This is a genomic window from Arenibaculum sp., assembly GCF_035998295.1.
Classification (GTDB): Bacteria; Pseudomonadota; Alphaproteobacteria; order Azospirillales; family Azospirillaceae; genus DASYHS01.
In genome coordinates this window covers 1-23,383 of sequence record NZ_DASYHS010000023.1, presented here as the reverse complement: position 1 = coordinate 23,383, position 23,383 = coordinate 1, and the positions used below count along the sequence as shown (strand labels likewise).

General features: G+C 65.8%; 24 protein-coding genes, 1 tRNA gene and 1 pseudogene. 11 read left to right on the top strand and 15 right to left on the bottom strand.

Annotated features, from left to right (window positions below):
- The first annotated feature begins 58 nt into the window (after window positions 1-58).
- Window positions 59-134: transfer RNA gene (locus VGO20_RS01975), tRNA-Phe, on the top strand.
- Window positions 135-213: 79 nt separating this feature from the next.
- Here VGO20_RS01975 and VGO20_RS28585 read toward each other — a convergent pair.
- Window positions 214-480: a transposase gene (locus VGO20_RS28585; RefSeq protein WP_414639764.1), complete on the bottom strand. Its 267-nt coding sequence runs from the start codon at window positions 478-480 to the stop codon at window positions 214-216.
- A gap of 118 nt (window positions 481-598) precedes the next feature.
- On the opposite strand from VGO20_RS28585, the gene VGO20_RS01965 reads away from it, so the two are divergent.
- Window positions 599-1,165, top strand: a complete 567-nt coding sequence (locus tag VGO20_RS01965) for a hypothetical protein (RefSeq protein ID WP_327500603.1) — start codon at window positions 599-601, stop codon at window positions 1,163-1,165.
- A gap of 318 nt (window positions 1,166-1,483) precedes the next feature.
- Window positions 1,484-2,407, top strand: coding sequence for an alpha/beta fold hydrolase (locus tag VGO20_RS01960; protein WP_327500602.1), 924 nt, complete (start codon window positions 1,484-1,486; stop codon window positions 2,405-2,407).
- Window positions 2,408-2,718: 311 nt separating this feature from the next.
- Here VGO20_RS01960 and VGO20_RS01955 read toward each other — a convergent pair whose 3' ends face one another.
- The gene (locus tag VGO20_RS01955) at window positions 2,719-3,294 is read right to left on the bottom strand and encodes a TetR/AcrR family transcriptional regulator (protein ID WP_327500601.1); all 576 of its coding nucleotides are present in this window, start codon (window positions 3,292-3,294) and stop codon (window positions 2,719-2,721) included.
- A gap of 170 nt (window positions 3,295-3,464) precedes the next feature.
- On the opposite strand from VGO20_RS01955, the gene VGO20_RS01950 reads away from it, so the two are divergent.
- From VGO20_RS01950 to VGO20_RS01940, 3 genes are all read left to right on the top strand, one after another.
- Window positions 3,465-3,923 carry a DUF6789 family protein gene (locus tag VGO20_RS01950; RefSeq protein ID WP_414639763.1) on the top strand — a complete coding sequence of 153 codons (459 nt, stop codon included), beginning with the start codon at window positions 3,465-3,467 and terminating at the stop codon, window positions 3,921-3,923.
- Between the two features lie 187 nt (window positions 3,924-4,110).
- On the top strand, window positions 4,111-4,926 hold the full coding sequence (locus tag VGO20_RS01945) for a thioredoxin domain-containing protein (RefSeq protein WP_327500599.1): 816 nt from the start codon (window positions 4,111-4,113) through the stop codon (window positions 4,924-4,926).
- Window positions 4,927-4,937: 11 nt separating this feature from the next.
- Entirely contained in the window at window positions 4,938-5,603 is a 666-nt protein-coding gene (locus VGO20_RS01940) for a hypothetical protein (protein WP_327500598.1), read from the top strand.
- Between the two features lie 173 nt (window positions 5,604-5,776).
- Here the strand turns inward: VGO20_RS01940 and VGO20_RS01935 are convergent, their stop codons facing one another.
- Genes VGO20_RS01935 through VGO20_RS01925 form a run of 3 tightly spaced genes read right to left on the bottom strand, consistent with a single transcriptional unit; the run spans window position 5,777 to window position 7,937 of the window.
- Window positions 5,777-6,262, bottom strand: a complete 486-nt coding sequence (locus VGO20_RS01935; protein WP_327500597.1) for a hypothetical protein — start codon at window positions 6,260-6,262, stop codon at window positions 5,777-5,779.
- Window positions 6,259-6,831 carry a type II secretion system protein GspM gene (gene gspM, locus VGO20_RS01930; RefSeq protein WP_327500596.1) on the bottom strand — a complete coding sequence of 191 codons (573 nt, stop codon included), beginning with the start codon at window positions 6,829-6,831 and terminating at the stop codon, window positions 6,259-6,261. The genes VGO20_RS01935 and gspM overlap by 4 nt, the downstream gene beginning before the upstream one ends.
- Complete coding sequence (locus VGO20_RS01925; protein ID WP_327500595.1) at window positions 6,828-7,937, bottom strand: PilN domain-containing protein; 1,110 nt, start codon at window positions 7,935-7,937, stop codon at window positions 6,828-6,830. Before VGO20_RS01925 ends, gspM begins: the two co-directional genes overlap by 4 nt.
- Window positions 7,938-8,328: 391 nt before the next feature.
- On the opposite strand from VGO20_RS01925, the gene VGO20_RS01920 reads away from it, so the two are divergent.
- The gene (locus VGO20_RS01920) at window positions 8,329-10,395 is read left to right on the top strand and encodes a DUF7133 domain-containing protein (RefSeq protein ID WP_327500594.1); all 2,067 of its coding nucleotides are present in this window, start codon (window positions 8,329-8,331) and stop codon (window positions 10,393-10,395) included.
- A 49-nt stretch (window positions 10,396-10,444) separates the two neighbouring features.
- On the opposite strand, the gene VGO20_RS01915 is transcribed toward VGO20_RS01920, so the two are convergent.
- From VGO20_RS01915 to VGO20_RS01890, 6 genes are all read right to left on the bottom strand, one after another.
- Window positions 10,445-10,906 carry a GspH/FimT family pseudopilin gene (locus VGO20_RS01915; RefSeq protein ID WP_327500593.1) on the bottom strand — a complete coding sequence of 154 codons (462 nt, stop codon included), beginning with the start codon at window positions 10,904-10,906 and terminating at the stop codon, window positions 10,445-10,447.
- The gene (gene gspG / locus VGO20_RS01910) at window positions 10,884-11,336 is read right to left on the bottom strand and encodes a type II secretion system major pseudopilin GspG (protein ID WP_327500592.1); all 453 of its coding nucleotides are present in this window, start codon (window positions 11,334-11,336) and stop codon (window positions 10,884-10,886) included. The genes VGO20_RS01915 and gspG overlap by 23 nt, the downstream gene beginning before the upstream one ends.
- Window positions 11,337-11,361: 25 nt before the next feature.
- Window positions 11,362-12,582 (bottom strand): type II secretion system F family protein, encoded by a 1,221-nt coding sequence (locus VGO20_RS01905; protein ID WP_327500591.1) that lies wholly within the window; start codon window positions 12,580-12,582, stop codon window positions 11,362-11,364.
- A gap of 2 nt (window positions 12,583-12,584) precedes the next feature.
- Window positions 12,585-14,357 (bottom strand): type II secretion system ATPase GspE, encoded by a 1,773-nt coding sequence (gene gspE / locus VGO20_RS01900; RefSeq protein ID WP_327500590.1) that lies wholly within the window; start codon window positions 14,355-14,357, stop codon window positions 12,585-12,587.
- A gap of 22 nt (window positions 14,358-14,379) precedes the next feature.
- Complete coding sequence (locus VGO20_RS01895; protein WP_327500589.1) at window positions 14,380-15,231, bottom strand: type II secretion system minor pseudopilin; 852 nt, start codon at window positions 15,229-15,231, stop codon at window positions 14,380-14,382.
- A 121-nt stretch (window positions 15,232-15,352) separates the two neighbouring features.
- Window positions 15,353-16,348: a ferritin-like domain-containing protein gene (locus VGO20_RS01890; protein WP_327500588.1), complete on the bottom strand. Its 996-nt coding sequence runs from the start codon at window positions 16,346-16,348 to the stop codon at window positions 15,353-15,355.
- Window positions 16,349-16,653: 305 nt separating this feature from the next.
- Between VGO20_RS01890 and VGO20_RS01885 the strand changes: the two genes are divergently transcribed.
- The 3 genes from VGO20_RS01885 to gspD all read left to right on the top strand — a co-directional run bounded on the left by VGO20_RS01885 (window position 16,654) and on the right by gspD (window position 20,097).
- Window positions 16,654-17,061, top strand: a complete 408-nt coding sequence (locus tag VGO20_RS01885) for a prepilin-type N-terminal cleavage/methylation domain-containing protein (protein WP_327500587.1) — start codon at window positions 16,654-16,656, stop codon at window positions 17,059-17,061.
- Entirely contained in the window at window positions 17,058-17,741 is a 684-nt protein-coding gene (locus VGO20_RS01880) for a prepilin-type N-terminal cleavage/methylation domain-containing protein (protein ID WP_327500586.1), read from the top strand. The genes VGO20_RS01885 and VGO20_RS01880 overlap by 4 nt, the downstream gene beginning before the upstream one ends.
- Before the next feature lie 136 nt (window positions 17,742-17,877).
- The gene (gene gspD / locus VGO20_RS01875) at window positions 17,878-20,097 is read left to right on the top strand and encodes a type II secretion system secretin GspD (RefSeq protein ID WP_327500585.1); all 2,220 of its coding nucleotides are present in this window, start codon (window positions 17,878-17,880) and stop codon (window positions 20,095-20,097) included.
- Between the two features lie 69 nt (window positions 20,098-20,166).
- On the opposite strand, the gene VGO20_RS01870 is transcribed toward gspD, so the two are convergent.
- Window positions 20,167-20,913, bottom strand: coding sequence for a prepilin peptidase (locus VGO20_RS01870; protein WP_327500584.1), 747 nt, complete (start codon window positions 20,911-20,913; stop codon window positions 20,167-20,169).
- Between the two features lie 336 nt (window positions 20,914-21,249).
- Between VGO20_RS01870 and VGO20_RS01865 the strand changes: the two are divergent.
- Window positions 21,250-21,445, top strand: a pseudogene (locus VGO20_RS01865) (IS256 family transposase); the annotation flags it as partial.
- 123 nt (window positions 21,446-21,568) lie between these two features.
- Here VGO20_RS01865 and VGO20_RS01860 read toward each other — a convergent pair.
- The 3 genes from VGO20_RS01860 to VGO20_RS01850 all read right to left on the bottom strand — a co-directional run bounded on the left by VGO20_RS01860 (window position 21,569) and on the right by VGO20_RS01850 (window position 23,296).
- Entirely contained in the window at window positions 21,569-22,573 is a 1,005-nt protein-coding gene (locus tag VGO20_RS01860) for a zinc-dependent alcohol dehydrogenase family protein (RefSeq protein ID WP_327500583.1), read from the bottom strand.
- Complete coding sequence (locus VGO20_RS01855) at window positions 22,570-22,755, bottom strand: SRPBCC family protein (RefSeq protein ID WP_327500582.1); 186 nt, start codon at window positions 22,753-22,755, stop codon at window positions 22,570-22,572. Before VGO20_RS01855 ends, VGO20_RS01860 begins: the two co-directional genes overlap by 4 nt.
- A 97-nt stretch (window positions 22,756-22,852) precedes the next feature.
- Complete coding sequence (locus VGO20_RS01850) at window positions 22,853-23,296, bottom strand: SRPBCC family protein (RefSeq protein ID WP_327500581.1); 444 nt, start codon at window positions 23,294-23,296, stop codon at window positions 22,853-22,855.
- Window positions 23,297-23,383: the final 87 nt, after the last annotated feature.

The window sequence follows — 23,383 nt, the reverse complement described above, 5'->3', positions numbered from 1 at the left end:
GCTATAAGCGGCCTCCCAACCGGGACGCATCGCCCCAGCGGTGCAGCACGCCCGAGATGCCCAGGTAGCTCAGTTGGTAGAGCAGGGGACTGAAAATCCCCGTGTCGGCGGTTCGACTCCGTCCCTGGGCACCATTTTTCCTGACATTCCAGCGACTTAGCGCGGCGCGCCCCGCCACATGGCACATTTTTGGCCGCCCGCGTGTGTAATGCGTCACATGGTTTGAGCACCTGGGACACATGGTTCCGTGTCGGCCTGCAGCAAGAGACCCATGCATACAACCCTTTGAGCTGTATGCAGGAACAGACCTTGGGTGTCGACGGCCGGATGGCGCTTGCGGCCGCTCATGCGTTTGCCGCTATCGCAGCCACGGACGCCGCCAGCTTCGCTGGTTCGAACCGTCTGGCTGTCGATGATGACTGTATGAGGGCGCGGTGGCCGACCGGCCAGGCGTCCGGCCCCGGGGGGGGTGCAGAACACGTCTCAGACCATACCGCTTTTCTCGGGACACGACCCATCTCGGTCGGCGGCCAGGAAAATCTGCATGCCGGAGGTGCCCGCCGGCTGTTGACGATTTAAGCGTCTCAGGAGCCATTCCATGTGCAGGACTTCGCTTGCTTTCTTGGTGTTCCTTCTGACCGGCTGTAGTGCGGAACAAGCTCGTATGCCGCTCATGGTTGCGCAAGCGCCGACGATCCCGGGCGAGCCCGCCAGCTATAGAGGAGCGATCTCAGTCGAACCGGTCGAGGTGCGAGCTTTGGCTCCACCCTGGGGGTCTGAAATTTCTCCGAGAATCCTGAAAGAAGCGCTGACGAATTCGTTGGCGGTGAGAGGATTGTTTGTCTATGGAGAGCCGAGTTATCGCCTCTTTGCTACAGTTGAAGACGTCCAACAGAAACTCGATGAGTTGATTCTTGGATTAGACATAACTGTTTTCATTGAAATGAACTACCGATTGATTGAATCTGACACTGGAGCTGAAATAATAAACGAAACAATTATTACGTCCAGTAAACAACCATTTAGATATTTATCCGCCGCCGAGAGAACGCAAGCAGCTACGGAAGAAGCAATTAAGGAAAACATCGAATCTATTCTGAAAAAATTGGTACGTTCCGAGCCAAACTCGGAAGACCGCGACATCGTCGTTGCGGGTCCCGAGTAGCTCAGCTCCCAAGGTCACGTCCCTGGACGTGGCGCAAGTCGCGCGTCGGCGTCGCACCGACCACGCGCGGACAGATTTCGGCGGAGATACCTTCCAGCCGATATGCGGCATAGCAGGCACTGTACCGCCCCTGCGGGATCGTCGAACCGATCGTCGCCCGATACCCCCTGCCAACGCTCGACGGACGTGCGACTCCGGAAACCCCGGCGGGAACCAACATAGGGCGCGCCGGTTGGGTTCACGGCACAACGGCGGAGCCTCTTCATGTCTCGATCAATCTCTCATTTCCGCGCTCCGGCAGCCGCAGCGGCGGCTCTCTTGGCGTTCACGGCGCCTGCGGCCGCCCAGGATGCCGGCACCAGCGCGCTTGTCACCGAGGAACTCGATGCGCCGAGCGTGGACAGCCTGCAGGCACCATCCGAGCGCGTGGGCGAATACGCCGAAGTGAACGGGGCGCGCATTTTCTATGAGGCGGCGGGCGACGGCCCCGCAATGCTGCTCCTGCACGGCTATCCGTTGTCGGGCGCGCTGTTCGCGCGTGTGCGCGATGCGCTCCAGGACGACTACACGGTCATCACACTCGACCATCGCGGGTACGGCAAGAGCGAGGCGCCGGAAGTGCCGGGCTCCATCAAGACCTATGCGAACGATGCGCTGGCAGTGCTCGACCGGCTCGGTATCGAGAGCGCCATCATCGGCGGCATGTCGATGGGCGGTCCGATCGTGTTCTCCATGTACGAGCAGGCGCCGGAGCGCTTCGACGGCATGATCCTGATCGACACCACGGCCGCCGCCGCGCCCCCGCCGGAAGCCGGCCTGTGGCGCGGCACGGCCGAGGTGCTGCGCGATCAAGGGCTGGACGCCGTCATCCCCGCGCTCATTCCCGACATGCTGACCGGCGAGACGCGTCTGAACGAACCGGCCGTGGCCGACTACCTTCGCGAGGTCATGCAAAGTGCGAGCAAGGATGGCGCGATCGGCGGTGCCCAGGCCCTGGCCGAGCGGCCCGACTTCACGGGCCTTCTGGGCGAGATCGACGTGCCCACGTTGGTCCTGGTCGGATTGGAGGATTCGCTTTACGCCTTGCAGGTGTCGCGCGACATGCAGGAGGCGATCGCGAACTCGACCTTGGCCATCGTTCCCGGCGGCTCGCATGCGGCCATCTTCGAAGCCCCCGGACGCTCGGCGGCGGCGATCGCGAACTGGGCTGCGGGGTTGCAGGAAGGAACGGCGGAACAATAGAAGCGGCTGGATCCGTTCCCGGCCGCCCGTGTTCATGAGTGAAATCCGCCGGACCGGCCCGTCGGCAATGTCTGGTAGTCGGCGTTGAAAGTTCGCCGGGAGGCGCTTGACGCCGTCAGCGCGTTCAGGCGCCCCGATACGCGCTGCCGGCTCTCGGGCATCTCGAACGGCGAAAGCTTGTCGCCACACGAGCAGAAGGCGCAGCAGCCATTGGACGTCGGCCGCAGGAGCCCCCCGCGGCCTCTGGTAGTGGACGAACCGGCCCCATCGGTCGGGATCGTCTCGGAGGAACCTGCCTGCGCTGCACCCGGTCAGGACTTGGCCCGACCCGCCGGAAATGTCCTATGCCGCAAGACGGACAGCATCGGCCGGGCCGCGCTCTCCAATGCGCAAAGCCCTGGCCGCAGCTTGGCCGCCACATGCAGGCCGAGCAGCATGGTCATGAAGCCGCAGGCGACGTCGCGAACCGGCAGGTCCGGGGAAATCGCACCTTGCGCGGCAGCGTCCTCCAGAGCGACGCGGATGAATTCCTCCACCTCACCGATACAGCCCGCCACGTAATCGCGCATACCCCGGTCTCCGGCTGCGGATTCCATGACCGAGTTGATGACCAGGCAGCCGGCGGGCTCGCTGTCGTCGGCCAATGCCGAAACCACCTCATGGACGAATGCGTCGATCCGAGCCACCGGTGCCATCCGCTCCAGCCGACGCATCCGGCTACGGATATGAGCATCCATGTACGCTTCCAAGGCCGTGCGGAAGAGTGCGCGCTTGTCCCCGAAGGCATTATAGAGACTGGCGGTCCCGACCCCGGTTTCCGCCTCGAGGTCCCGCATCGATGTCGCGGCATAGCCGCGCCGCCAGAACGCCCGGAAGACCGTTTTCACTATCTCGTCCTCCTGGAACTCCCTTGGTCGGGCCATTCGGGTCTCCACGCATTTTTCAAGGGAACCAATTTTAGAACATCTGTTGAAGAATGTAACGTCCCGCGCAGGATTTCATGAGCGGTTCGTCCCCAGCCGAACGGGAGCCAGAATTGGGACACGTCGGGAAAGGAGTGATCGCCGGATTCGTGGCGACGCTGGAGCTCTCGGCCATCATGCTCATGAAAGGCTGGACGGGCATGATGCCGCAGCTGGACGTCATTGGCATGTTGAGCGGGATGCTCGACGTCGGCCGGGCCGCCGGCTGGATCGTGCATTTCATCGTCGGCACGGTCTTCTACGGCATCGCCTATGCCCTGCTGGAGCGCGCCCTGCCCGGCGGGCCGACCGTATCCGGCATGGTCCTGGGGATCATCGGTTGGCTCGTCATGATGATCGCCCTGATGCCGATGGCAGGCCTGGAGTCGTTCGGCATGGATCTGGGCATCGGAGTGCCGATCATGACGCTGATCCTGCACTTGATCTTCGGAGCCGTGCTGGGCTGGGTCGGCGGCGCGCTGACCGCCGGCATCGAGGAGGTCCATTCCGATCGGCTCAGGCTGGTCCAGCACAACGCTCGGGTGCATCGCTGATCCTGCCGACCGTAGGGGATCGAATGGCCTTCGGGATCGACCAGTCGGGCAAGTTCTCCACGCCCGAGGACTTTTCGACGTGGTCGCCGATGCCATCCGGCAGGTGCCGGGGACGGGCGGCGAGCAGTGTCTGACGTGCAGGCCCGCATGCGGCCGGCGGCCGCATAGAACCGAAGCGGAGACGCTTATGTCCACCAGCGGCTACGTGTACGAACACGTCACCTCGACGGTTCTGTCGGAGGACGTGAGCTTCGGGAAAGACGCATCTGGGCCAGGCCTGCACCTGCCGGCCTTCGACCCTCCTTCGACGGACGGCGGCCGGATCCGTAGCGCCGACCATGTCGGCCACCGGCCGCTGCTGCTGGTCACCGGTTCGCTCACCTGCCCGATGACCGTCAGCTCCAAGCCCGTTCTCAAGGACCTCCATGAGAAATTCGGCTCCGAGATCGCGTTCGTCATGCCGCACGTCCGCGAGGCGCATCCCGGCAGGCGCCGGGACCGACCGCGGAGCTTCGAAAAGAAAATGGAGCGTGCCTGGGCGCTGAAGCGGCGTGACCGGCTACCCTGGCCGATCGCGGTCGACGATTCCCGGGGCACGGTGCACCGGTCACGCGACGAGAAGCCGAATGCCGTCTGTCTGGCCGACCGTGGCGGTGTGATCGTCTATCGTGGCCCGTGGGCCGGCGACGGGAAGGGCCTGACCCAGGCGCTGGAAAGCGTTGCGGCCGGCGAAATTCCGAAGCCGCAGGAAAGGCGGCGCCGATTCACGCCGATGGCAATGGGCCTCGGCGTGGTGCGGGAGATGGCGCGCAAGTCCGGGCCCCGGGCCGAACGCGATCTCCGGTGCGCTGCCCTCATCTCCCTCGTCAGCGGCGCGCAGCGACGCGCCCGACCCGATCCGGCCCGATCGCCGGCCAAGCGATCACGGGCTGGTTCCGGCGATGTTGGGGAACCTCGAACGTATCACTTGGCAAGTTTTCCCAACCGCCACCACCTCCCATAAGGAGACGACACATGAAGACCACGTCCCGTTTTCCGCATTTCGGCACGGCCGGCTCTCTTTTGGGCGCCAGCCTTCTGGCCCTCGCCATCGCGATGCCGGCTTCCGCACAGGGGCAGACGAGCCAGCAGAGTCCCCCGGCCGGCCAGGCGCAGGCACAATCGGCCGATCAGGTCATCCAGGACTGGCCGGATGTCTCCAAGAAGGCCGCCCAGGCCATGATGGAAAAGTACGGCCAGCCGCAGGGTGTCACCCCAAAGATGCTGGTCTGGGAGGACAATGCGCCCTGGGCACGGACCATCGTCTATGGCGAGGAGATCGACCACGATTTCCCGATGCCGCACAAGGACGTGCTGGAACAGGTGATCCCGTACGACGTGCCGGCCGACATGTTCGACGATCTCGCTGAGTACGACGGCAGCGTCATCGCGGAGCGGACCAAGGGTACCCTGGCCGCACGGTGCGACAAGGAGGCGGCCAACTTCCTAGCCGTCAATCTCGCCAATGACATCGTCAAGGGCGAGAAGTCCATCGAGGAGGCCCGCCAAGCCTACGCAGACGCCATGAAGGCGGTGATGGCGGGCGATCCGCCGGAAATCACCCAGGCCTTCACCTTCGAAGTGAACCGCGGCTTTGCCGGAAATCCCGGCGAGACCATCATGGACACGGCGGAGCAATAGTCACCACGGGGCCGTCGGGGGGGCCGTCGGGTTCGCCCCGGCGGCCCTCTCGCGGCAGCCAAAAGGAGACTGCACGGCGCGACGCGTTCTGGAGAATCGAAGCACCGCTGCAAGAATTCATTCTCTGCGGTGGTCCGCCTTCCGGCCGCCACCCGTCTCAGGTCGCCGCCGCCTCATTCCGCCACGATGTCTCTCGTAAGCGCCTTGAGCTCCATCGCCTGAGAAGCCGTTCCGTGACGGAAGACGACCGCGTCGGGCTGGATCGTTTCCAGAGTCCACCCGTCGAGGGTCTCCCCTTCGGCCAGACGAAGGAGTTCGGAAGAGTCATCGTCGAAGAGCGCTACCCGCCGATCGGAACTGATGATCACTCCGACCAGGAGCAGATCCGGAAGTTCGCTCGACTGCGGCCCCCCACCTTCCTTCGGACGCGACAACTCCGGAGGGCGACGGTTGCGGCTGAAAACCGGACGTTGCACGATCTCGGCGAACGCGCTGTCCGCAGGGAGCGAGAACTCGGACACATCTTCGATGGCGACCGCCGCCCGATGCATGCCTCCGGCCGGCAGGACCGGATCGTCGCGCTGGTCGCGCAGTTGGCTCGACAGCACGACGGCGAGAATGGCGTTGAGAGCCACGAGCAGACGAGCGGGCCAGGTCACGCTTCCTCTCCCTGCATGAAGCCGTATACGTCGAACCGGATTTCGAGGCCCAGACGGTCGTCCTCGTCCCCCCCGAGATCGTCGGCCGTGCCCCGGACTTCGAGCGTGTCGACGAACAGATGAGGGGTCGACGATTCCAGTCCATGGACCATGCGCAGCAAGCCGGCGGTGTCGGCCATGAGGACGAGTCTCAGGCCGACACGGCGGAAGCCTTCCTCGCTGCGGACGGGAAGCGCCTGGGTGCTTCGAAGTGCACAATTCTTCTGGTCGCAGAGCCCCTGGACGCGTTCCTGAAGGTTCGCGGCGACGAGGGCCTCGCTTGATCCCGTCAGGTACGTGTCGGCACTGGCTCCACCGAGGCGGAGCTTGTTCAAACGCTCCTGCAGGGCATCGCTCTCCGCCGCAATCGCTTCGTAACGCTCCAGCAATCCTCGCGCCAGTTCGATCCGCTCGTCATATCGGTCGAACGTGTCGATCAGGGGAGCGACGATGAAGACCGGCACCGCCGCCAGTAATGCCAGTAGCAACGCTACGGCTAGCGCGCGGCTATAGAAGGGAGACATGTTCATGGTGGAGAAGATCTTTCGACGATCTCGGCGACGATCTCGAACCGTTCCAGGCCGGACTGCGCGTCGCGGGTCACGGGGGAGCGGAACCGCGCACTCCCGAACAGGTCGGAATGTTCGATCGGTTCCAGCAAGCCCGATGCCGCCGGCGAGTACCCGGACATCCTGATCTCCCCCCCTTCGATGCCGAGTTGGGACAGCCAGACCTCGTCGGGCAGGATACGGGTCACCTCGTGCAGGATTTCGGTTGCCGACGGTGTCGCCAGCTTGCGGTCGACCACGAACGATCCAGCCGCGACGATGTGCTCCACTCGGCTGCGCAACGCCTCGGCCGCATCCGCTCGGGCACGGCTTTCTTCCACGCGACCGGACAGGGCATCGGCGGCGGCCCGCTTGTCGCTCAAAGGCAGGTATAGCGAGGCCCCGGCGAGCACCGTAGCCAGAAGGGACAGGAGTACCGTGGTTCTGCTCGGTCCGCGCGGTCGCCCCGCCGGACGTGCACCATTGAGCAGATCGAACAGAATCGGCTCTTCGACCGTTTCCGTATTCAGCCCGATGCGGGCGACCTCGAGCCCCCAACTCTCAGCGAGGCCGCGGGCGGCATCGATCCGCCGCCGTTCGGCCGCGGCGATGTCGACCCTGAGCGTCCGGCTTGTTGCATCGCATTCCAGGACCCGAAAGTCGAAATAGAGATCATCGGCCGCGAACGGCATGATGCGCTCCACCTCGAAGGCGAGGACGTCCCGGAGATTCTTCCTTGCGGCGAAAGGCAGGTTGATCGTGCGCCGGAGCACCTCGCGCCGCGGCAATCTCATTGCGACCGCCCGGGACGACGACGTCAGCCGCTTCAACGCGTCGTTCAGTCCTTTTGCCGCCTCTGGGACAGCGTCGAGGGGAAAGCGCCCGAGTTCCGTCGGAACCCCGCCGTCTCCGGGGGACCTGATGACGACCTCTCCACGCTCCAGATCGACGAAGAGGGTGCTGCCGTTGCCCGATTGCCGGAACTTCAAGAAGCCGGGTATCAGAGCCGTGAGCTCGTCCAACCACCAGGTGAGAAAGCGGTGCCCGAGGTCCGTTGCCACCGCCAAAGCCCGTGAGATGCCCGTCATTGTCGTCTCCCGGCGTCGTCTCCCGGCCTTCCCCGACCGCCGATTCGCCTATCAACAGCACCGCGCCCCGCAAGTTGCCCGGGAACACCCCGGTGACGCACTGAAATGCCGCCGGATCAGCTGGGTGCCGCAGGTCGCGAGGCGCCGTTCACACTGCGCGGGCCGCCTTGCTCACCGAGGCCGAAATCTTTTCGACACCGACCCGTTGAGGGATGAGCCGACCACCGACCGGAGAGGAGAGCAACGCGAACTGCCCCGTACGAAGCCATGATCGCCTCTCGATACGGGCTGGCAGATGAGCGGCCGCAGATGTTCGTCCGCGACTGCGGGTCGCGGATGCGTACCATTGCACAAAGCGAGGCGATCGCCGGCTTCGACAAGGGGACATGCCATGAAAGTCGCTTCATCACGCCGAAGTCTGATGCCATTCGTTGCGACAGTATCGCTGGGCCTGACCCCCATGGGGGTTTGGGCAACCGACATCTCGGAGACGATCGAGCCGGACGCTCGGTTCAGCATGCTCGCGAGGGCGATTGCGCCGGCCGGCCCGGTCGAGCAACGCAAGGGCGCAAGCCCCCTCACCATGTCCGCCCCGATCGGCGAGGCGTTCGAGGCGCTGCCGCAAGATGTGCTCGATCGGCCGATGCAGGATCGGGCCAGGAGGCGGCTGGCGGATTTCGCCAAGCATTCTCCCGCTCTCGGCGGAGCGCACGACGCACGCGACCTGCGCGCGACTCCCGATACCATGGAAGACGGGCAGATCACCGTCGCCAATGCCGATCAGGGATTCGCCCTCGGGTCGGGCCAGGAGACCGCAACGGCTGTCGAAAGCGACAACGCGGCCGACAGCGAAATCCACGCGGCGGATGCGATCCTCGTTCCCCGCGCCGTCGCTCAGGCTCCCAGCATGGGCCAGGGGCGAAATCCGCGATCGGCCTCCGCACAGGAGCCGCAACGACGGGGCCAAGCAGGGCCAACCGGTGCCGGAGGCAGCGGAGAGACGATATTGCGGTTGCCGGACGGCTACCGGATCGAAAAGGTCGTGGACGGACTGAACTTCCCGACATCGCTCGCCTGGGACGATCAGGGTCGGATGCACGTCGTGGAGGCTGGTGGCGCGCTCTACCCCGAGCAGAAGGAGCCAATCCGCATCTTGCGCGTGGAGCAGGGTCGGGCGACGCCGGTCGTCGACCTGACCGACAAGGGCGTAATGACCGCCGTGGTCGGGCTCGCCTGGCACGACGGCGCATTCTACTTTACGCTTCGCGACGCCGAGGATCTGACCGGTACGGTCTCCCGGGCAACGCCCGACGGCGAGGTGACGGAGGTCTTCAGCGGCATCGTCGACAGCCAGTCCGAGCACCAGATCAACGACATCCGGGTCGGCCCCGACGGAATGATGTATGTCAGCGTCGGCGCGGCCGGTAATGCCGGCGTGGTTGGACCGTCGGTCGCGCCCTGGATCATGAAGAGCCCCAACCTGCACACGACGCCTTGCCAGGACATCGTCCTCACCGGACGCAACTTCCAGTCGCCCAACTTCATGACCCGGAACGACCCGGACGACACGGTCCTCACCGGTGCCTACGTTCCCTTCGGGACCGAAACGCGACCGGGCCAGAGAATCGAGGGCACCAACAAGTGCGGCGGCTCGATCTTGGTGTTCGATCCGGCCGACGCCGAGGGCACGATCCGGCCGTATGCATGGGGCTTCCGCAACCTGCTCGGCCTTGCCTGGGACGAGGAAACGGGCGCCATGTACGCCGCGCAGAACGGCTACGACATCCGCGGCTCCCGTCCGGTCCAGGACGAATACGACCCCGTCTACAGGGTCGAGGAGGGCACATGGTATGGCGTACCGGATTTCTCCGCCGCACTCGAGCCTCTCACCGATCCCCGCTTCGAGCCGCCGGAGCAGTATCAGGCGATGGTGTTCGTGGACGGCGAGCCGCAAGGCAAAACCTTGGGCTTCGTCATCGATCATGAGGCAAGCGGGCTCACTCCGCCCGATCCCTCTCTCGTGGTCTCTCTGCACCCGTTCAATTCCTCACCCTCGATGATCGACGTGGCGCCGGAAGTCTGGGGCGACTTCGCGGGCGACCTGTTCGTCGCCGAATGGGGTGATCTCGCCCCGCCGACCAACCCGGTTCGCGGCAAGAACCCGGCCGGCTACCGTGTCGTTCGGGTCGATCCCGAAACCGGGGAGACAATGCCGTTCGTCCGGAACGCGCAACCCGGCCCGGCATCGGCGCAGAACGCTCAGGGGCAGGGCCTGGACCGGCCGTTCGAGGTCGAGTTCGGTCCGGACGACGCGCTCTACATCGTCGACTACGGTGTGGTCGTGATCGACATGTCGCTTAAAGAACAGCAGAACGAGCCGCCGTATCGGGAGATGGCGGGAACCGGCGCGATCTGGAAGGTCACCCGACAGGACGCGGATTCCGCCGAGCGGCCGTAAGCAAGGAGCGCAGGCGTCCGTCGGCGACGGCCGCCCGTGCTCATCATCCTCATGGGACCGCGGAGATGCGCCCAGTGAGCCAGTCGACGGAGACGCGATGGTGCCTGACGCCATCGGTCACCGTGATACGGCCGCCGGTCGAGCTTCCATTTGGATTGAAACGAATGCCGATGGCTCCCTTCCCGAGAGTTTCGGCCTGTGCGGTCACCGTTTCGACGACGATCCCGTCCGGTACCGGCCGCCATGGGCCCCCCTCTATCCCATAGGATCGGGCCACCATGTCGAGGACGAACCCGACGGGGCGGTTGTCGGACATCGCCTCGCTGCGGGCCAGGCGCAGACCCGCCTCGATGCCGCGCGCCACGGTCTCGACATTGGCGGAGCTGCGGGAGTCCGGCAGCAGGCCCGGAACCAGCGCCAGCACGAGACCGAGGACGGCCAGGCTGACGAGCAGTTCCATCAGGGTGAAGCCCGCGGCTCCTCCGGCATCACCAGTTGGTGACGTCCTCATCCTCACCGGATCCGCCCTCCGCGTTGTCGGCGCCCAGGCTATAGATGTCGTAAGCGCCGCTGCGCCCGGGATTGGCGTATTGGTAGGGCCGTCCCCAGGGATCGACCAGGGCGTCGCGCCGCTTCAGATACGGCCCCCTCCAGCCATCGGCCCCGTCCGGCGCATCGACCAGGGCTTCCAGCCCCTCCTGCTGCGGCGGGTATTGGCCGACGTCGAGGCGATAGAGATCGAGGACGGAGGAAAGGTTTTGAATCTGGATCCGCGCCGCATCGGTTCTGGCGCCTCCGAGATAGTTCAGGACCTGGGGCGCCGCGAAAGCGGCGAGCATGCCGAGAATCGCCAGCACGACGAGCAGTTCCAGGAGCGTGAAACCGCGCTCGCCGGCGCGCCGCGCCTCCCGGCCGTTTCTCGCATGCAGGTCACGGCCCATTGATCCCTCTCCGTCCTTCGAAATCTCACAACGCCAGTTCGTTAACGCTCAGAATGGCCACCAGGATCGACGAGATGATGCCGGCGACGACCAAGCCGAGGATGACGGTCAGGGCCGGCACGAGCAGGGCGAGCAGGCGCTGCACGCTCCGCCCGACTTCCTGGTCGTAGATGTCTGCGATCTTCGTCAGCATCGTATCGAGAGCGCCGGTTTCCTCACCGACCCTGATCAAATGAACCGCCAGCGGCGGAATCGTTCCGGCCGCCCCGAGCGGGGCCGCCAGTCCCCCTCCCGACTTCAGGCTCGCCTGCGCTCGCCCGAGCGTCACCGCAATGGATCGATTGGCAACCGTCTCCTGAACGATCGACAGTGCCGTCAGAATCGGAACGCCATTGCTCAGCAACGTGCCCATGGTGCGCGTGAACCGTGCCGTTTCGGCAAGAGCGATCAGGCTCCCGAGCATTGGAACCGAGAGCAGCATGCGGTCCCGGAGCAGGCGCCGGCCGGGATCCGCGAGCAGGCGCCTCAGGACCATGGGCACCGCCGCGGCGACCGCCAACGCCACCAGCCCGTAACGCTCGACCGCATCGCCGAGGCTCATGAAGAGACGTGTTCCCCAGGGCAGCGCCTCGCCGGCATCCTCGAACAGCGGCTCGAATTGCGGCAGTACCAGGGTCAGCAGGAGAATGACGGAAAGTCCTGCGAAGACGAGGAGTATGGCGGGGTAGACGAGAGCCGACTTGACGCTCTCGCGCAGGGCGTAGGCCTTCTCCAGCAGATCGGCCAACCGGGCCAGTGTGAGTTCCAGGGCTCCCCCGGCCTCTCCGGCTCTGACCATGCTGACGTAGTAGCGCGGAAAGACGGAACCCTGCGCCGCCATCGCATCGGCCAGGGACGAGCCTCCGCGGACCTTTTCCTGAATGCCGGTCAGCAGCTTCTCGACCTGCCCGGTTTCGCTGACGCCCCTCAGAACCGTGAAGGCCCTGTCCAACGGCAGTCCGGCCCCCAGCAGCGTCGCAAGTTCCCGCGTGATAACTGCGATCTGGCGCGCCTTGACCGGACGGGCGCCGAACAGATCGCGATGGAGCAGGCTCTCGCGGCTACCCGCTGCGATCTCCTCGACCCGGATCGGATAGTGGCCCGCGCCACGCAGCCGGTCCGAGGCGAGGGCACGGTCGGCTGCCTCCATTTCGCCCTCGACGATCTCGCCGTCATTGCCGACGGCCTTGTACCGGTAGCGCGCCATCGTCACGTCTCCCGTGCGACACGGAGCACTTCCTCCAGGGAGGTGAGCCCGGCGAGCGCCTTGCGGACGCCATCTTCGAACAACGTGCGCATGCCGGCAGTGACCGCCGCATCGTGGATCCGTCTCGCGTCGACGCGATCGAGAATGAGCCGCGCCACGTTCTCGGATACGGGAAGGAATTCCAGGATGGCGAGGCGGCCCCGGTAACCCGTGCCGTTGCAGTGCTCGCACCCGACCGCCTGATGCAGGATCGGCGGGCCGTCGGCGAACCGTTCCACGCCGAGGTGCCTCGCCGTCTCGGGCAATCTCGCGTGGGGACGCTTGCAGGCCGGACAGAGCGTTCGGACCAATCGCTGAGCCAGGACCCCGGCCAGCGTCGACGCGAGAAGATAGTCCTCCACTTCCATGTCGATCAGGCGCGCGATAGCAGCGGCCGCGCCATTGGTGTGCAGGGTCGATACGACCAGATGCCCCGTCAGGGCGGCTTGAACGGCGATCTTGGCAGTTTCCTGATCCCGTATCTCGCCGATCATGATGATGTCGGGATCCTGGCGCAGCACGGAGCGCAGGACGGTCGCGAAGGTCAGATCGATCTGCGGCTTCACCTGGATCTGGTTGACGCCGTCCACCTGGTACTCGATCGGATCCTCGACCGTGACGATCTTCTTCTCGGGCGCGTTCAACCTCAGAAGGGAGGCATAGAGCGTCGTCGTCTTGCCGCTTCCGGTCGGCCCGGTGATCAGGATGACGCCATGGGGTCTCTCGATCGAGGCGGCGAACTCCTCCAGCGCCCGTCCCTCGAACCCAAGCCGGGGCAGGTCGAGAACGACACCGCTGCGGTCGAGTATGCGCAGCACCACGTTCTCTCCGTGGAGCGTGGGGGCCGTCGCGACGCGCAGGTCCACGTCCCGTCCCCTGAGCGACAGCTTGACCCGCCCGTCCTGCGGCAGGCGCCGCTCGGCAATGTCGAGCCGGGCCATGATCTTGATGCGCGAAATGATCGCCGCCCGCAAACGGCTCGGCGGCGCCTCGACGGGCCGAAGCACGCCGTCGACGCGGTAGCGGACCCTCAGCGTGCCTTCGAAGGATTCAATGTGGATGTCGGAAGCACGCTCCTCGACGGCGCGGCCGATCAGCAGGTTGACCAGACGGACGACCGGAGCCTCGCTCGCGAGATCCTTCAGACGCTCCACATCCTCCGCGCCGTCGAGATCCATCCCGTTCTCGGCCGTTCCGATGTCCTCGACGATGTCGCTCATCGATGCCCGGCCACGGTCGCCCAGCCGTTCCAGCGTGGCGTCCAGGGCCGAGGGCATCGCCACGCAGGGGATCACGGGCTCGCCCAGGACGTATTCCACGGCCTCGACCGCGAAGGTGTCGAGCGGATCGGCCATCGCCAGCGCGATGTCGCCCCCGAGGCCGCGCAACGGAAGGACACGGGCTTCTCTCAGGAATTTGAGCGGCAATCGGCCTTCGACGACGGCTTCGACGGGATCGCCGTCGAGCTCGGACTTCGGCAGGTCGAGAACCGCGCAGAGCGCATCGACGGCTTCGGCCTCGGACACCAGCCCGAGTTTCAGAACGAGGCCGTCGAGCCGCTCGGTAGCGTCTTTGGTTCGGCGGATGCGATCAAGGTCGTTTCGGTCCAGCGTCGAACCGGAGGCGATCAGCCGATCCACGAAAGCCCGTTCGAAGGATGCCCGCTCTTCGTCGCAAGCAGCGATCCGTTCGATGCGCCGCCGGGGGCTCGGCCGATTCGCTACCACATCGTCCATGACAATCCACCCAAGCCCGAGTTCAGCGGGACGCCGTCGCACCCGGCGAGACCTGCCGCCACGCATGGACATGGAACGGATCGGATGCCGTCCCGGTGAAGTCGACGATCGCCTCAATGCCGTAACGCCCCCCCTGGTCGGTATGGGCCAAGGCCGTTACCGAGAGCGTCTTGATGGTATAGGAAGCCGTCGCGGGGCCGGCGCTCGCCGTCCCCGCGACCGCGGCCAGGACCTCCGGCGGCGCAGTATCCGGATTGACCCGGATCATGCGGGAATGGACCGTCACCAGCGGCTCCAGGCGCGCGTAGACTTCCGGTGCCATTCCCAGAACGCGGGCAAGTTCCTCGACCGCTATGAAGGACGCGTCCTTCGCACCGGATGCCACTCCGGCACGCCGATAGTCCTCGTCCTCGGCACCGGCGGGCCGGCGCAACGTGTCGCCGTCGCGCCAGTCCAAAATGGCATCCGTCAACGACTCGCTACTCGCCCGGTCGATGCCGAGAGACAGGAACAGCCCCTGCAGGGCCTCGCGCGGTGCGAGATTGAGGTCTATCTTGCCGCCTTCGTCCCGCACCGACACCTGGACCTCACCGTCGGCGAACGCATAGATCGCGGGCGATCCGTCCGGCCGCGAGATCATCCCCGACTGTATTGACGTCGCCAGAGCGAGGATCGCACGGGCGACGCCGGCCTCGGCCAATGCCCGCGCCCGCGCGGCCTCGACGGCATTCCGCGCGATGCGGGCATCCGTGCGGGCCTCGGCGACCAGCCCTCCAGCCAGCGTCGATAGAAGGGCAAGCGCCCACAGCACGCTCAGGAGCGCGATCCCACGCTGTCGGCCCGGGATCGCCCCGGAGCCGCGCAGCCGGTTCACGAACCGCCGTGTGGTCCGGTCCATTCCGTTCCCTTCGGATCCACGGAGCGCCACCGGGACCGGGACAGGATCGCCGGATCGTGCCGGCCGTCCTGCCCCACGCCATCGCCGGTATCCCCCCTCACTCGGGGAGCACGGCGACCGGCGAGAGATTGAAGGACCCGTTGACGCGGTTCGGGAAGAACCCGAAATCCGCCGCCTCGCCGCCGAGATACACGATGTTCAGGACCTGCTCCGGCGTGCGGCTGAAGGCGATGGCGTTCTCGTCGGTCGGCGCGATGACGGGCTTGCCGTCGGGGAAGCGCAGCGGCTTGTCGAGGTCCTCCGGACCGTCGAGCGAATCCCGGGCGTCGGAGATCTTTTCAACCGGATCGAAGAGCCCGCGGTCGAACAAGACGGTCCTGAGATTGCCGGCGTGATAGGCCTCCACGGCGAGGATGCCGGCGGCGGCTTCCAGGAAGGTCTTGTTCGTGATGAGAGGTGCCGCCCCCTTGTAGGCGGTGACGCCGACGTCCTCGAAGATGAACGCGGCAAGCAGGAAATTGTTCTCGTTGGCATAGGGATCAAAGGTTTCCTGGGGACCGACTAGGCCGGCGGCCCGGGCCACCGTCGTGAAGGCACGGTCCAGGTCGAGCGCGGGACGCGCCACCGCGGCGCTTCCCAATGCGGACCGCAGGAACCGGACGTGGTTGCGCTCGTCTTCGGCGATGGCCTGCCCATACTTGCGGATTGCATCGGTCTCGAAGGGGACTTGGCGGCCGCCCGACACCGGCCCCAGAGAGCCCTGGCCCGTCACGTCCTCGAGAGGAAGCCCGCGGCCGAACACCGCGCGTTCATAAAACTCCGCTTCCAGGTATTCGAGGTTGAGCGCAAAATTCAGAATCTGCTCGTCGGTCAGTGGCGGAGCATCCTGCGGAACGTCCTGCCCGGCTTCCTGCGCCATGGCGGAGAACCGTCCGGAAGCCACCAGGCTGAACGATGCCATACCAAGCGCCGCTCCTCCCATGAAAAGACGGCGATTGGTTCCGGCCTTCAGCGGAACCTGATTTTTCTTTGCATCATCAAGCATATTGAGTTCTCCGACCGTGATGTTATGTGCAAATACATCGCGCATCATTTTACAGTATTATGAGCTCGCGCCGGAAATTACGGAAATTGCCATTTCCATAGAGCTCATTCCACTTGCAGCACGCAAACCCGGCCGAACGACCAACGTCGCGAACATTTCCGTGACTTATACGAATTACCGTACTACGCGCGATATTTCGTGTTGCCCGCCGTCTCCGAAGTCGCATCGCGTCCACCTTTCCGGCAACAAGATGCGCTTTGCTGCGTTGAAGCCCGAAACGCTTCGTCGAGTGCCGGTGGATATCGCCTGACGACGATCCACCGCACGGATCCGCCGCCCGGTGGAGGAGTCGCATGCACCGCGATCCGAGAATGGCCGGCTTTACGCTGGTCGAGGTGATCGTCGCCTTCGCCATTCTGGCTCTTCTGCTTCCGCCGTTGTTCCAGGCGATCTCGGGAGGGCTGCGAACGACCGACCGGACCCGCGACCAGATCATCGCCGTTCTGCTGGCCGAATCGGCCCTTGCGTCCGCCGGGACCGACGGTGGACTGCGCACGGGGATCACCGAGGGGACATTCGGCGATGGCTTCCTCTGGCGCGTGGCGGTCCGCCCCTTTGATGACCATTCCGGGGCGGCGCTCGCCGCGCCGGCCGTCCGGCCCTACGAGGTGACGGTCACCGTCAGCTGGGACGAGGGCGGGGCCGCAGGCGGGTTGCTGGAACTGACGACGCTGAAGCTCGTCGCGGAGGGAAGGCGGTGACCGCTGCGGCACGTCGGATGGACGCGACCGCGACCGGGCAGCGGGGCTTCACGCTGCTCGAACTGCTGGTTGCGATGGTGCTGCTCTCGCTCCTCACCCTCGCCATAGGCGGCGGCCTGCGCTTCGGAGTCCGCGCGTGGGAGGCCAGTGGCCGGCGCAGCTCGCACGTCCTCGACGTGCAGACGGTACAAGATGCCATTCGTCGCCAGTTGGGCCAGGCGCTGCCGCTGGTGCTGCCCGAAGCGACGCTCGGGCAAGTACGGGTCGCCTTCGACGGACGACCGAACCGCGTCCGCTTCGTCGCCCCCATCCCGGTGGAGGTTGGCGGAGGCCTGCACACATTCACGATCGGGCGGCTCGACGGTACCCCGGACGGGGTATTGCTCATGGCTTGGCATCCGTTCAATCCCGATTCCGACTTCGACCGGGAGCACGCCGGCGAGCAAATCGAACTTCTCTCCGGAGTGTCGGCCATCTCCATAAGCTATTTCGGCGCGAACGAACCCGGCGCGGCCGCAGCTTGGCACGACCGCTGGCGGAATGCGGCAAGCTTGCCCGGCCTCGTGCGCGTGTCGGTGACGCCCGAAGACGAACAGGAGGTCTGGCCGGATCTCCTCGTCACCCTTCGGATCAGCGCGCCGCCGATCCTGGCGGTTCCAATCGGCGGCGGGGAATCGTGAAGCGGTACCGTATGGGCCGCCGCGACGGATCCCCGGGACGGAGGGGCCGGGTAGGCCGATGGTTTGGGTTCCTTTTTGAGGGCACTATACGTATCGTTCACGTCCTTGAATCAACGGCACGCCAGCCAATCCCTCCATGAACACGTCGATCAAGATCGCTTTCTTCGGCCTGGTGCTGCCATTGGTCGCCGCCTGCTCGCTTCTGCCGGAGCGGACGGCACAGCTGATCGAAGGCAAGCGGCCGCCGACGGCGACCTTGACCGGAGTGATCGCGGCCGGAGCGGGCGAGCCGACCGGCGAGCGCGACGCTCTCGGCCCGCCTCTGCCGCTGGGCGCCGACGGCGTCCGACCCGAAGAGCATCCCGTCCCGATCATTCGAAGAGGAACCGGACGTTTCGTCGGTACGCCCGGCAGTCGCCGCGACGCGACCCCGCTTCCGGCCGAGGACGGTACCGTCTTGAACATGGTCGGCGTCGACATTCGGGAAGCGGTACAGACGATCCTGGGCGATACGCTCGGGCTGAGCTACGTCATCGATCCCGCGGTGTCGGGACAGGTGACGCTCCGTAGCAGCCAGCCGCTCGCCGAGGAGGATCTGATCGCGGTTCTGCAGGACGTCCTCGCCGTCAACGGGGCGGCCCTGGTCCGGGAACCGGACCTTTACCGCATCGTTCCGCGCGAGCAGGCACCGAGGACGGCGCCCACGCGCCTCGGGCGTTCGTTGCGAGATGCGGAACCGGGGTATGCCGTTCAGATCGTGCCGCTGTCCTCCATCGGCGCGGCGGAGATGCAGAACGTGCTCGAGGCGGTCACGCCCGAAGACGGCATCCTGCGCGTCGACGAGGCGCGGAACCTGCTGGTGCTGGGCGGGTCCCGTCAGGAACTCGCGACGATGCTGGACCTGGTCGACGCCTTCGACGTCGACTGGCTTTCGGGAATGTCGTTCGCGCTCTTTCCACTCGATGCCGTGCCGGCCGAAACATTGGCGGAGGAGCTCGAGGCGATCTTCGGCGCCGGCTCGCAGACCCCGCAAACGGGCACAGCCACCTTCCTTCCGGTCGAGCGGCTGAATGCCCTGCTCGTGGTCAGCCGGCAGCCGGCTCTGCTGGAAGAGATCAGGACCTGGATCCGGCAACTCGACCGCGACGTCGGCGGGGATGCGGCGAGGCTTTACGTCTATCCGGTCCAGAACGGCCGCGCGAGCGACCTCGCCGCGGTCCTCGGCGGCATATTCGGCGGTGCGACCGGCCCCGCCGCGGCACCGGGGCCTTCGGCCCCCCGGATCGCGCCCGGCTTGGCGGTCAGCGAGCGCATCTACCGTCAGCCGGCACCCACCGTGTCCTCCTCGATGCTCGGCGAAGCGGAGATCGGACCGGAGCCGGCAACGCCGCTCCAGCCGGACGGTTCCGGACAGCCGGCGGACGCAAGCCCGCCGGTCGTTCAGCAGACCATAACGGTTCCCGGCGACACGCCCTCTGCGGAGCGGGCGATCCGGGTCACCGCCGACGACGCGAACAACGCCCTCGTCCTGATGGCCACCCCTCAGGAATTCCGCAGAATAGAAGCGACCCTCCGCCAGCTCGATGTCGCGCCGCTCCAGGTGCTGGTCGAAGCGACCATCGCGGAGGTGACGCTGAACGATGAACTCCGCTATGGACTGCAATATTTCTTCCAGAGCGGAAACGTCGATGTCCTCCTGACGCAGGCGAACAGAGCCGTCGTCGACCCCATATTGCCGGGCTTCTCCGTCCTGTATCGACCCTCCGACGCCAGGATCGCCCTGAGCGCCCTGGAATCGATTACCGACCTGAACGTCATTTCGTCGCCTCAACTCATGGTGCTCAACAATCAAACCGCCGTGCTTCAGGTCGGCGATCAGGTGCCGGTGCCGGTCCAGTCCGCTGTCAGCGTCATCGACCCGCTTGCGCCGATCGTCAACACGATCCAGTACCGCGATACGGGCGTCATCCTCTACGTGACCCCTCGCGTCAACGCCAATGGCCGGGTCACGCTGGAAGTCGTGCAGGAGGTCAGCGACGTCGTGCCGACGACGACGTCGGAGATCGACGCCCCGACCATCCAACAGCGCAGGATCCAAAGCACGATCGCGATCGACAGCGGCGACACCATCGCGCTCGGCGGCTTGATCCGCGACGCCCGGACGAAGAGCCGGGCCGGCATCCCGATCCTGTCATCCCTGCCGCTGCTGGGGGCGCTGTTCTCGACCACCGAGAACACGGCGGGGAGGACCGAATTGCTGGTGCTGATAACGCCCCGCGTCGTCCGCGGCTCCCGGGAGGCGCGCGACGTGACGGACGAACTCCGCCGCAGGCTGCGGGCCATCGAGCCTCTCTAGACTAGCCCTGCCGTGCCGTAAGCCGGCGCCTGGGCGACCACGGCCCGGCGGGACCGGACCGTTCCATCCTCAGGCCGGGACGAGCGGACCGTGGAGCCAGACGATCCAAGTGGCCAGGCAGAGAAACGGGCCGAAAGGGATCTGTTGCCACCGTCCGACGGGTCTGCCGACCAAGCCCATCAGCGCCACGACGCTCAGGGCCGAGACCGACGCCAGCAGGATCACGGACGGCAGCCCCGTCCACGAAACCCAGGCACCTGCACCGGCGAGGAACTTGGCGTCCCCAAGCCCGAGGCCCTCGCGGCCACGAAGACCATGATACAGCCCGCCGAGCAGCCGGAATCCGGCGAAGCCTGTTGCCGCGCCGACGGCGTGATGCCCGAGGGCGGATGGCGCGTAGAAGGCCGCCGCCGCGAGACCCGCGACGAGCAGAGGCAGTGTGAGGACGTCCGCCAGGATCCGATGCTGCCAGTCCATCACCGCCAGCGTCAACAGCATCCAACCCAGCACGCAACTCGCCCACAGAAGTGGACCGGACAGGATCGCGCTCGCCCAAATCGCAATGAGCACGGCAGCGGCCTCCATCGCGGGATGGAACAGTCCAATGGGGCTGTCGCAGTGGCGGCACTTCCCGCGCAAGGCCAACCAGCTCAGAAACGGCAAGAGATCGAGGGGGCGAAGCCTCGCGCCACAGGAGGAGCAGACGGAACGCTCCCAAAGGAAATCCATGTGCCTTGGCAGCCGGAATGCGATAACGCCGAGAAAACTGCCGACGAATGGAGCAAGGACGATAACTGCAACATCATAGTCCCGCATTCTTTTGCTCGTCCTTTAAGTTTCTCTTTACCTGCGTTGCATCTATAAACAGGTCGGATGCCTGCATCCGCAATAGCCCGCCGAAATTCCGATGGAACTTCCACAACATACATTCCGCAAAGCGGATCCATCACCATCATTGTGGAGTTGTCCGGTTCGGATCGCCGACGAATTCACCCCAGCTCGAACAGGTCACGTCCCGGGACGTGGTGTAGGAGCGCCTCCGCCGGGGCAGACGGCGTAGCCGGCCGGAGAGTCTGCCCCGGCGGGCGGCCATCGCGGTTCTTCGGCAAAGTCTGGTCGCCACAACACAAACCCGTACCGAAGGTGACCACGATGGCCGATGAGATGATGGCACTGCGCAGCATGCTGGAAAAGGGTACGGAAGCTAATTGCTGCGCGAGATGATCGGCTTCGCTGCCCAGCGGGTGATGGAGCTGGAGGTCCAAGTTCTAAGCTGCGCAATGGCAGTTACTTCCCGGCTTTCCTGGAACCCCGGCGCCAGATCAAACCCGCGATCGTCGGTTGCGTGGTCCGTCCGGCGCCGCAGCCGTCAGGCCTTCGCCCGAGAGGCTCACTCAGGTGCGAAGGGCAACCGTAGTGCCGGGCCGGGCCTCGCCGCCTGCCGCATCCGGCAGGCGCCAGCGGAAGAAGCTCAAAGCTGAAGGCAGATCTTGCCGAAGTGCTTCCGGGATTCGTAGTACCGGAACGCACCCCCGATTTCCTCCAACGGGAAGCTGCGGTCGATCACGGGCTTCAGGCGATTGGCGGTTATCGCGCGGATCATGTCCTCCTGGTCCGCCCTGCTGCCGATGGAGACGCCGCTGATGCGGATCTCGTTCGTGAACAGCGCCGGGACCGACACTTCGCCCACGAACCCCGTCAGGACACCGATCAGCGCGATGTGTCCGCCGATCCTGCACGCGGCGATCGACTGCGCGAGCGTGGCGGGCCCACCGACCTCGATCACGTGGTCGACGCCGCGTCCCTCCGTCAAGTCCCTGGCCTTCTCGCCCCAGTTCGGCACAGCCTTGTAGTTGATGACGGCGTCGGCCCCGAGACGTTCGAGCTTCTCCAGCTTCTCCTCGGACGAGGACGTGGCGATCACCCGGGCGCCCGCGGCCTTGGCGAACTGCAGCGCGAACAGCGATACCCCGCCCGTTCCCATGACCAGCACGGTGTCGCCGGGCTGCACCCGGCCGCGCACCACCAAGCCCCTCCAGGCGGTGACCCCGGCGCAGGTCAGCGTCGCGGCCTCCCTATGCGTGTAGCCCGCCGGCGCCTTCGTGAAGGCGCGCGCCGGCATGCAGACATATTCGCGGGCGTAGCCGTCGAGAGTGTCGCCGGGTATGTCCCGCCTGGCGGCCGATGTCGGTTCGCCCGTCGGCCAGCCTGGATAGAAGGTGCTGACGACCGCGTCGCCGATCGCGAAGCCCTCCGCCCCGTCGCCGAGCGCGACCACTTCGCCGGCGCCGTCGGTCATCGGGACGCGGTCGTCGGCGCACGGGATGCGCCCGAGGACAACCATGTGGTCGTGAAAGTTCAGCGAGCTCGCGCCGATCCTGACCAGCACTTCGCCCGGCCGCGGCTCGGGGGGATCCTCCTCGATGAGACGGAGGCTGTCCAGCCCTCTCGGCACTCCCAGCCTGACCAGCCTCACAGCCCGGCTCCCTTCGCCCGGACGAGCGCCTGCCCTCCGTCCGTCATCGGCCGGCCTCCGATCCTGTCCGCCTGGCCCTCGATGCCGTCGGACCACCATCCGCGCACGTCGTTGATGGCCGCGAACACGGCTTCCGGGGGCTGGGCCACCGTGAAGCTGGTCGAGAAGCTGTTATCGCTCATGACGATCTCCGTTCCTTGGACGTGAGTGGGCCCGTCCGCCGCGGTCCGGCATGCGGACGCGCAGGTTCGATCGGGCCGGCGATTGCCGGGCGCGGGGTCAGTCGCCCTTGTCGGAGATGTGGACGTCGTTCGGGTAGGCGGCGCCGGTCCCGGTTTCGACAAGCGCTTTCAGGCTCATCACGAACATCGCCCATTTGGTGCTGCAATGGTGCATGAACTCCCCGGGCTCCTTCCAGCCCTGGTGCTTGAACAGGACCCTCGTGAAGCCGCCGTCCTGCGCGAGGTCGAAACGCACCCGGGTGTCCATCCAGGAGTCCGGCCCGCCGACCACCTGCCACAGGACGCGCCTGCGGGGTTCGAGCTCGAGCACCTTCATGTCGATGAGGTTGGCGCCGAAGCGGAAGTGAATGACGCCGCCGGCGCCGGCGTCGCCCTGCGTGTCGGTCGTCCACCAGCCGGAAAGACCTTCGATGGTGGTCAACGCCCTGTAGACCTCGTCCGCCGGGGACTTGATGGCAACGCTGTGTAGGATGTCCGGCACCTTGATGCTCCCTCTTCTTGCAGTCGCAAGGCAGAGTGAGGCCGGCACCCCCGGCGGCGAGAGTTACAAGTGTGTCGCGATTCGAAG

Excerpts from the sequence above, each read along its gene's own strand:
- gspD (WP_327500585.1), top strand. The coding sequence starts at position 17,878 with ATGAACACGTCGATCAAGATCGCTTTCTTCGGCCTGGTGCTGCCATTG.
- VGO20_RS01965 (WP_327500603.1), top strand. The coding sequence starts at position 599 with ATGTGCAGGACTTCGCTTGCTTTCTTGGTGTTCCTTCTGACCGGCTGT.
- VGO20_RS01890 (WP_327500588.1), bottom strand. The coding sequence starts at position 16,348 with ATGATGCGCGATGTATTTGCACATAACATCACGGTCGGAGAACTCAAT.
- VGO20_RS01940 (WP_327500598.1), top strand. The coding sequence starts at position 4,938 with ATGAAGACCACGTCCCGTTTTCCGCATTTCGGCACGGCCGGCTCTCTT.
- VGO20_RS01885 (WP_327500587.1), top strand. The coding sequence starts at position 16,654 with ATGCACCGCGATCCGAGAATGGCCGGCTTTACGCTGGTCGAGGTGATC.
- gspG (WP_327500592.1), bottom strand. The coding sequence starts at position 11,336 with ATGGGCCGTGACCTGCATGCGAGAAACGGCCGGGAGGCGCGGCGCGCC.
- gspE (WP_327500590.1), bottom strand. The coding sequence starts at position 14,357 with ATGGACGATGTGGTAGCGAATCGGCCGAGCCCCCGGCGGCGCATCGAA.
- VGO20_RS01915 (WP_327500593.1), bottom strand. The coding sequence starts at position 10,906 with ATGAGGACGTCACCAACTGGTGATGCCGGAGGAGCCGCGGGCTTCACC.
- VGO20_RS01920 (WP_327500594.1), top strand. The coding sequence starts at position 8,329 with ATGAAAGTCGCTTCATCACGCCGAAGTCTGATGCCATTCGTTGCGACA.
- VGO20_RS01855 (WP_327500582.1), bottom strand. The coding sequence starts at position 22,755 with ATGAGCGATAACAGCTTCTCGACCAGCTTCACGGTGGCCCAGCCCCCG.
- VGO20_RS01870 (WP_327500584.1), bottom strand. The coding sequence starts at position 20,913 with ATGCGGGACTATGATGTTGCAGTTATCGTCCTTGCTCCATTCGTCGGC.
- gspM (WP_327500596.1), bottom strand. The coding sequence starts at position 6,831 with ATGAACATGTCTCCCTTCTATAGCCGCGCGCTAGCCGTAGCGTTGCTA.
- VGO20_RS01905 (WP_327500591.1), bottom strand. The coding sequence starts at position 12,582 with ATGGCGCGCTACCGGTACAAGGCCGTCGGCAATGACGGCGAGATCGTC.
- VGO20_RS01945 (WP_327500599.1), top strand. The coding sequence starts at position 4,111 with ATGTCCACCAGCGGCTACGTGTACGAACACGTCACCTCGACGGTTCTG.
- VGO20_RS01925 (WP_327500595.1), bottom strand. The coding sequence starts at position 7,937 with ATGACGGGCATCTCACGGGCTTTGGCGGTGGCAACGGACCTCGGGCAC.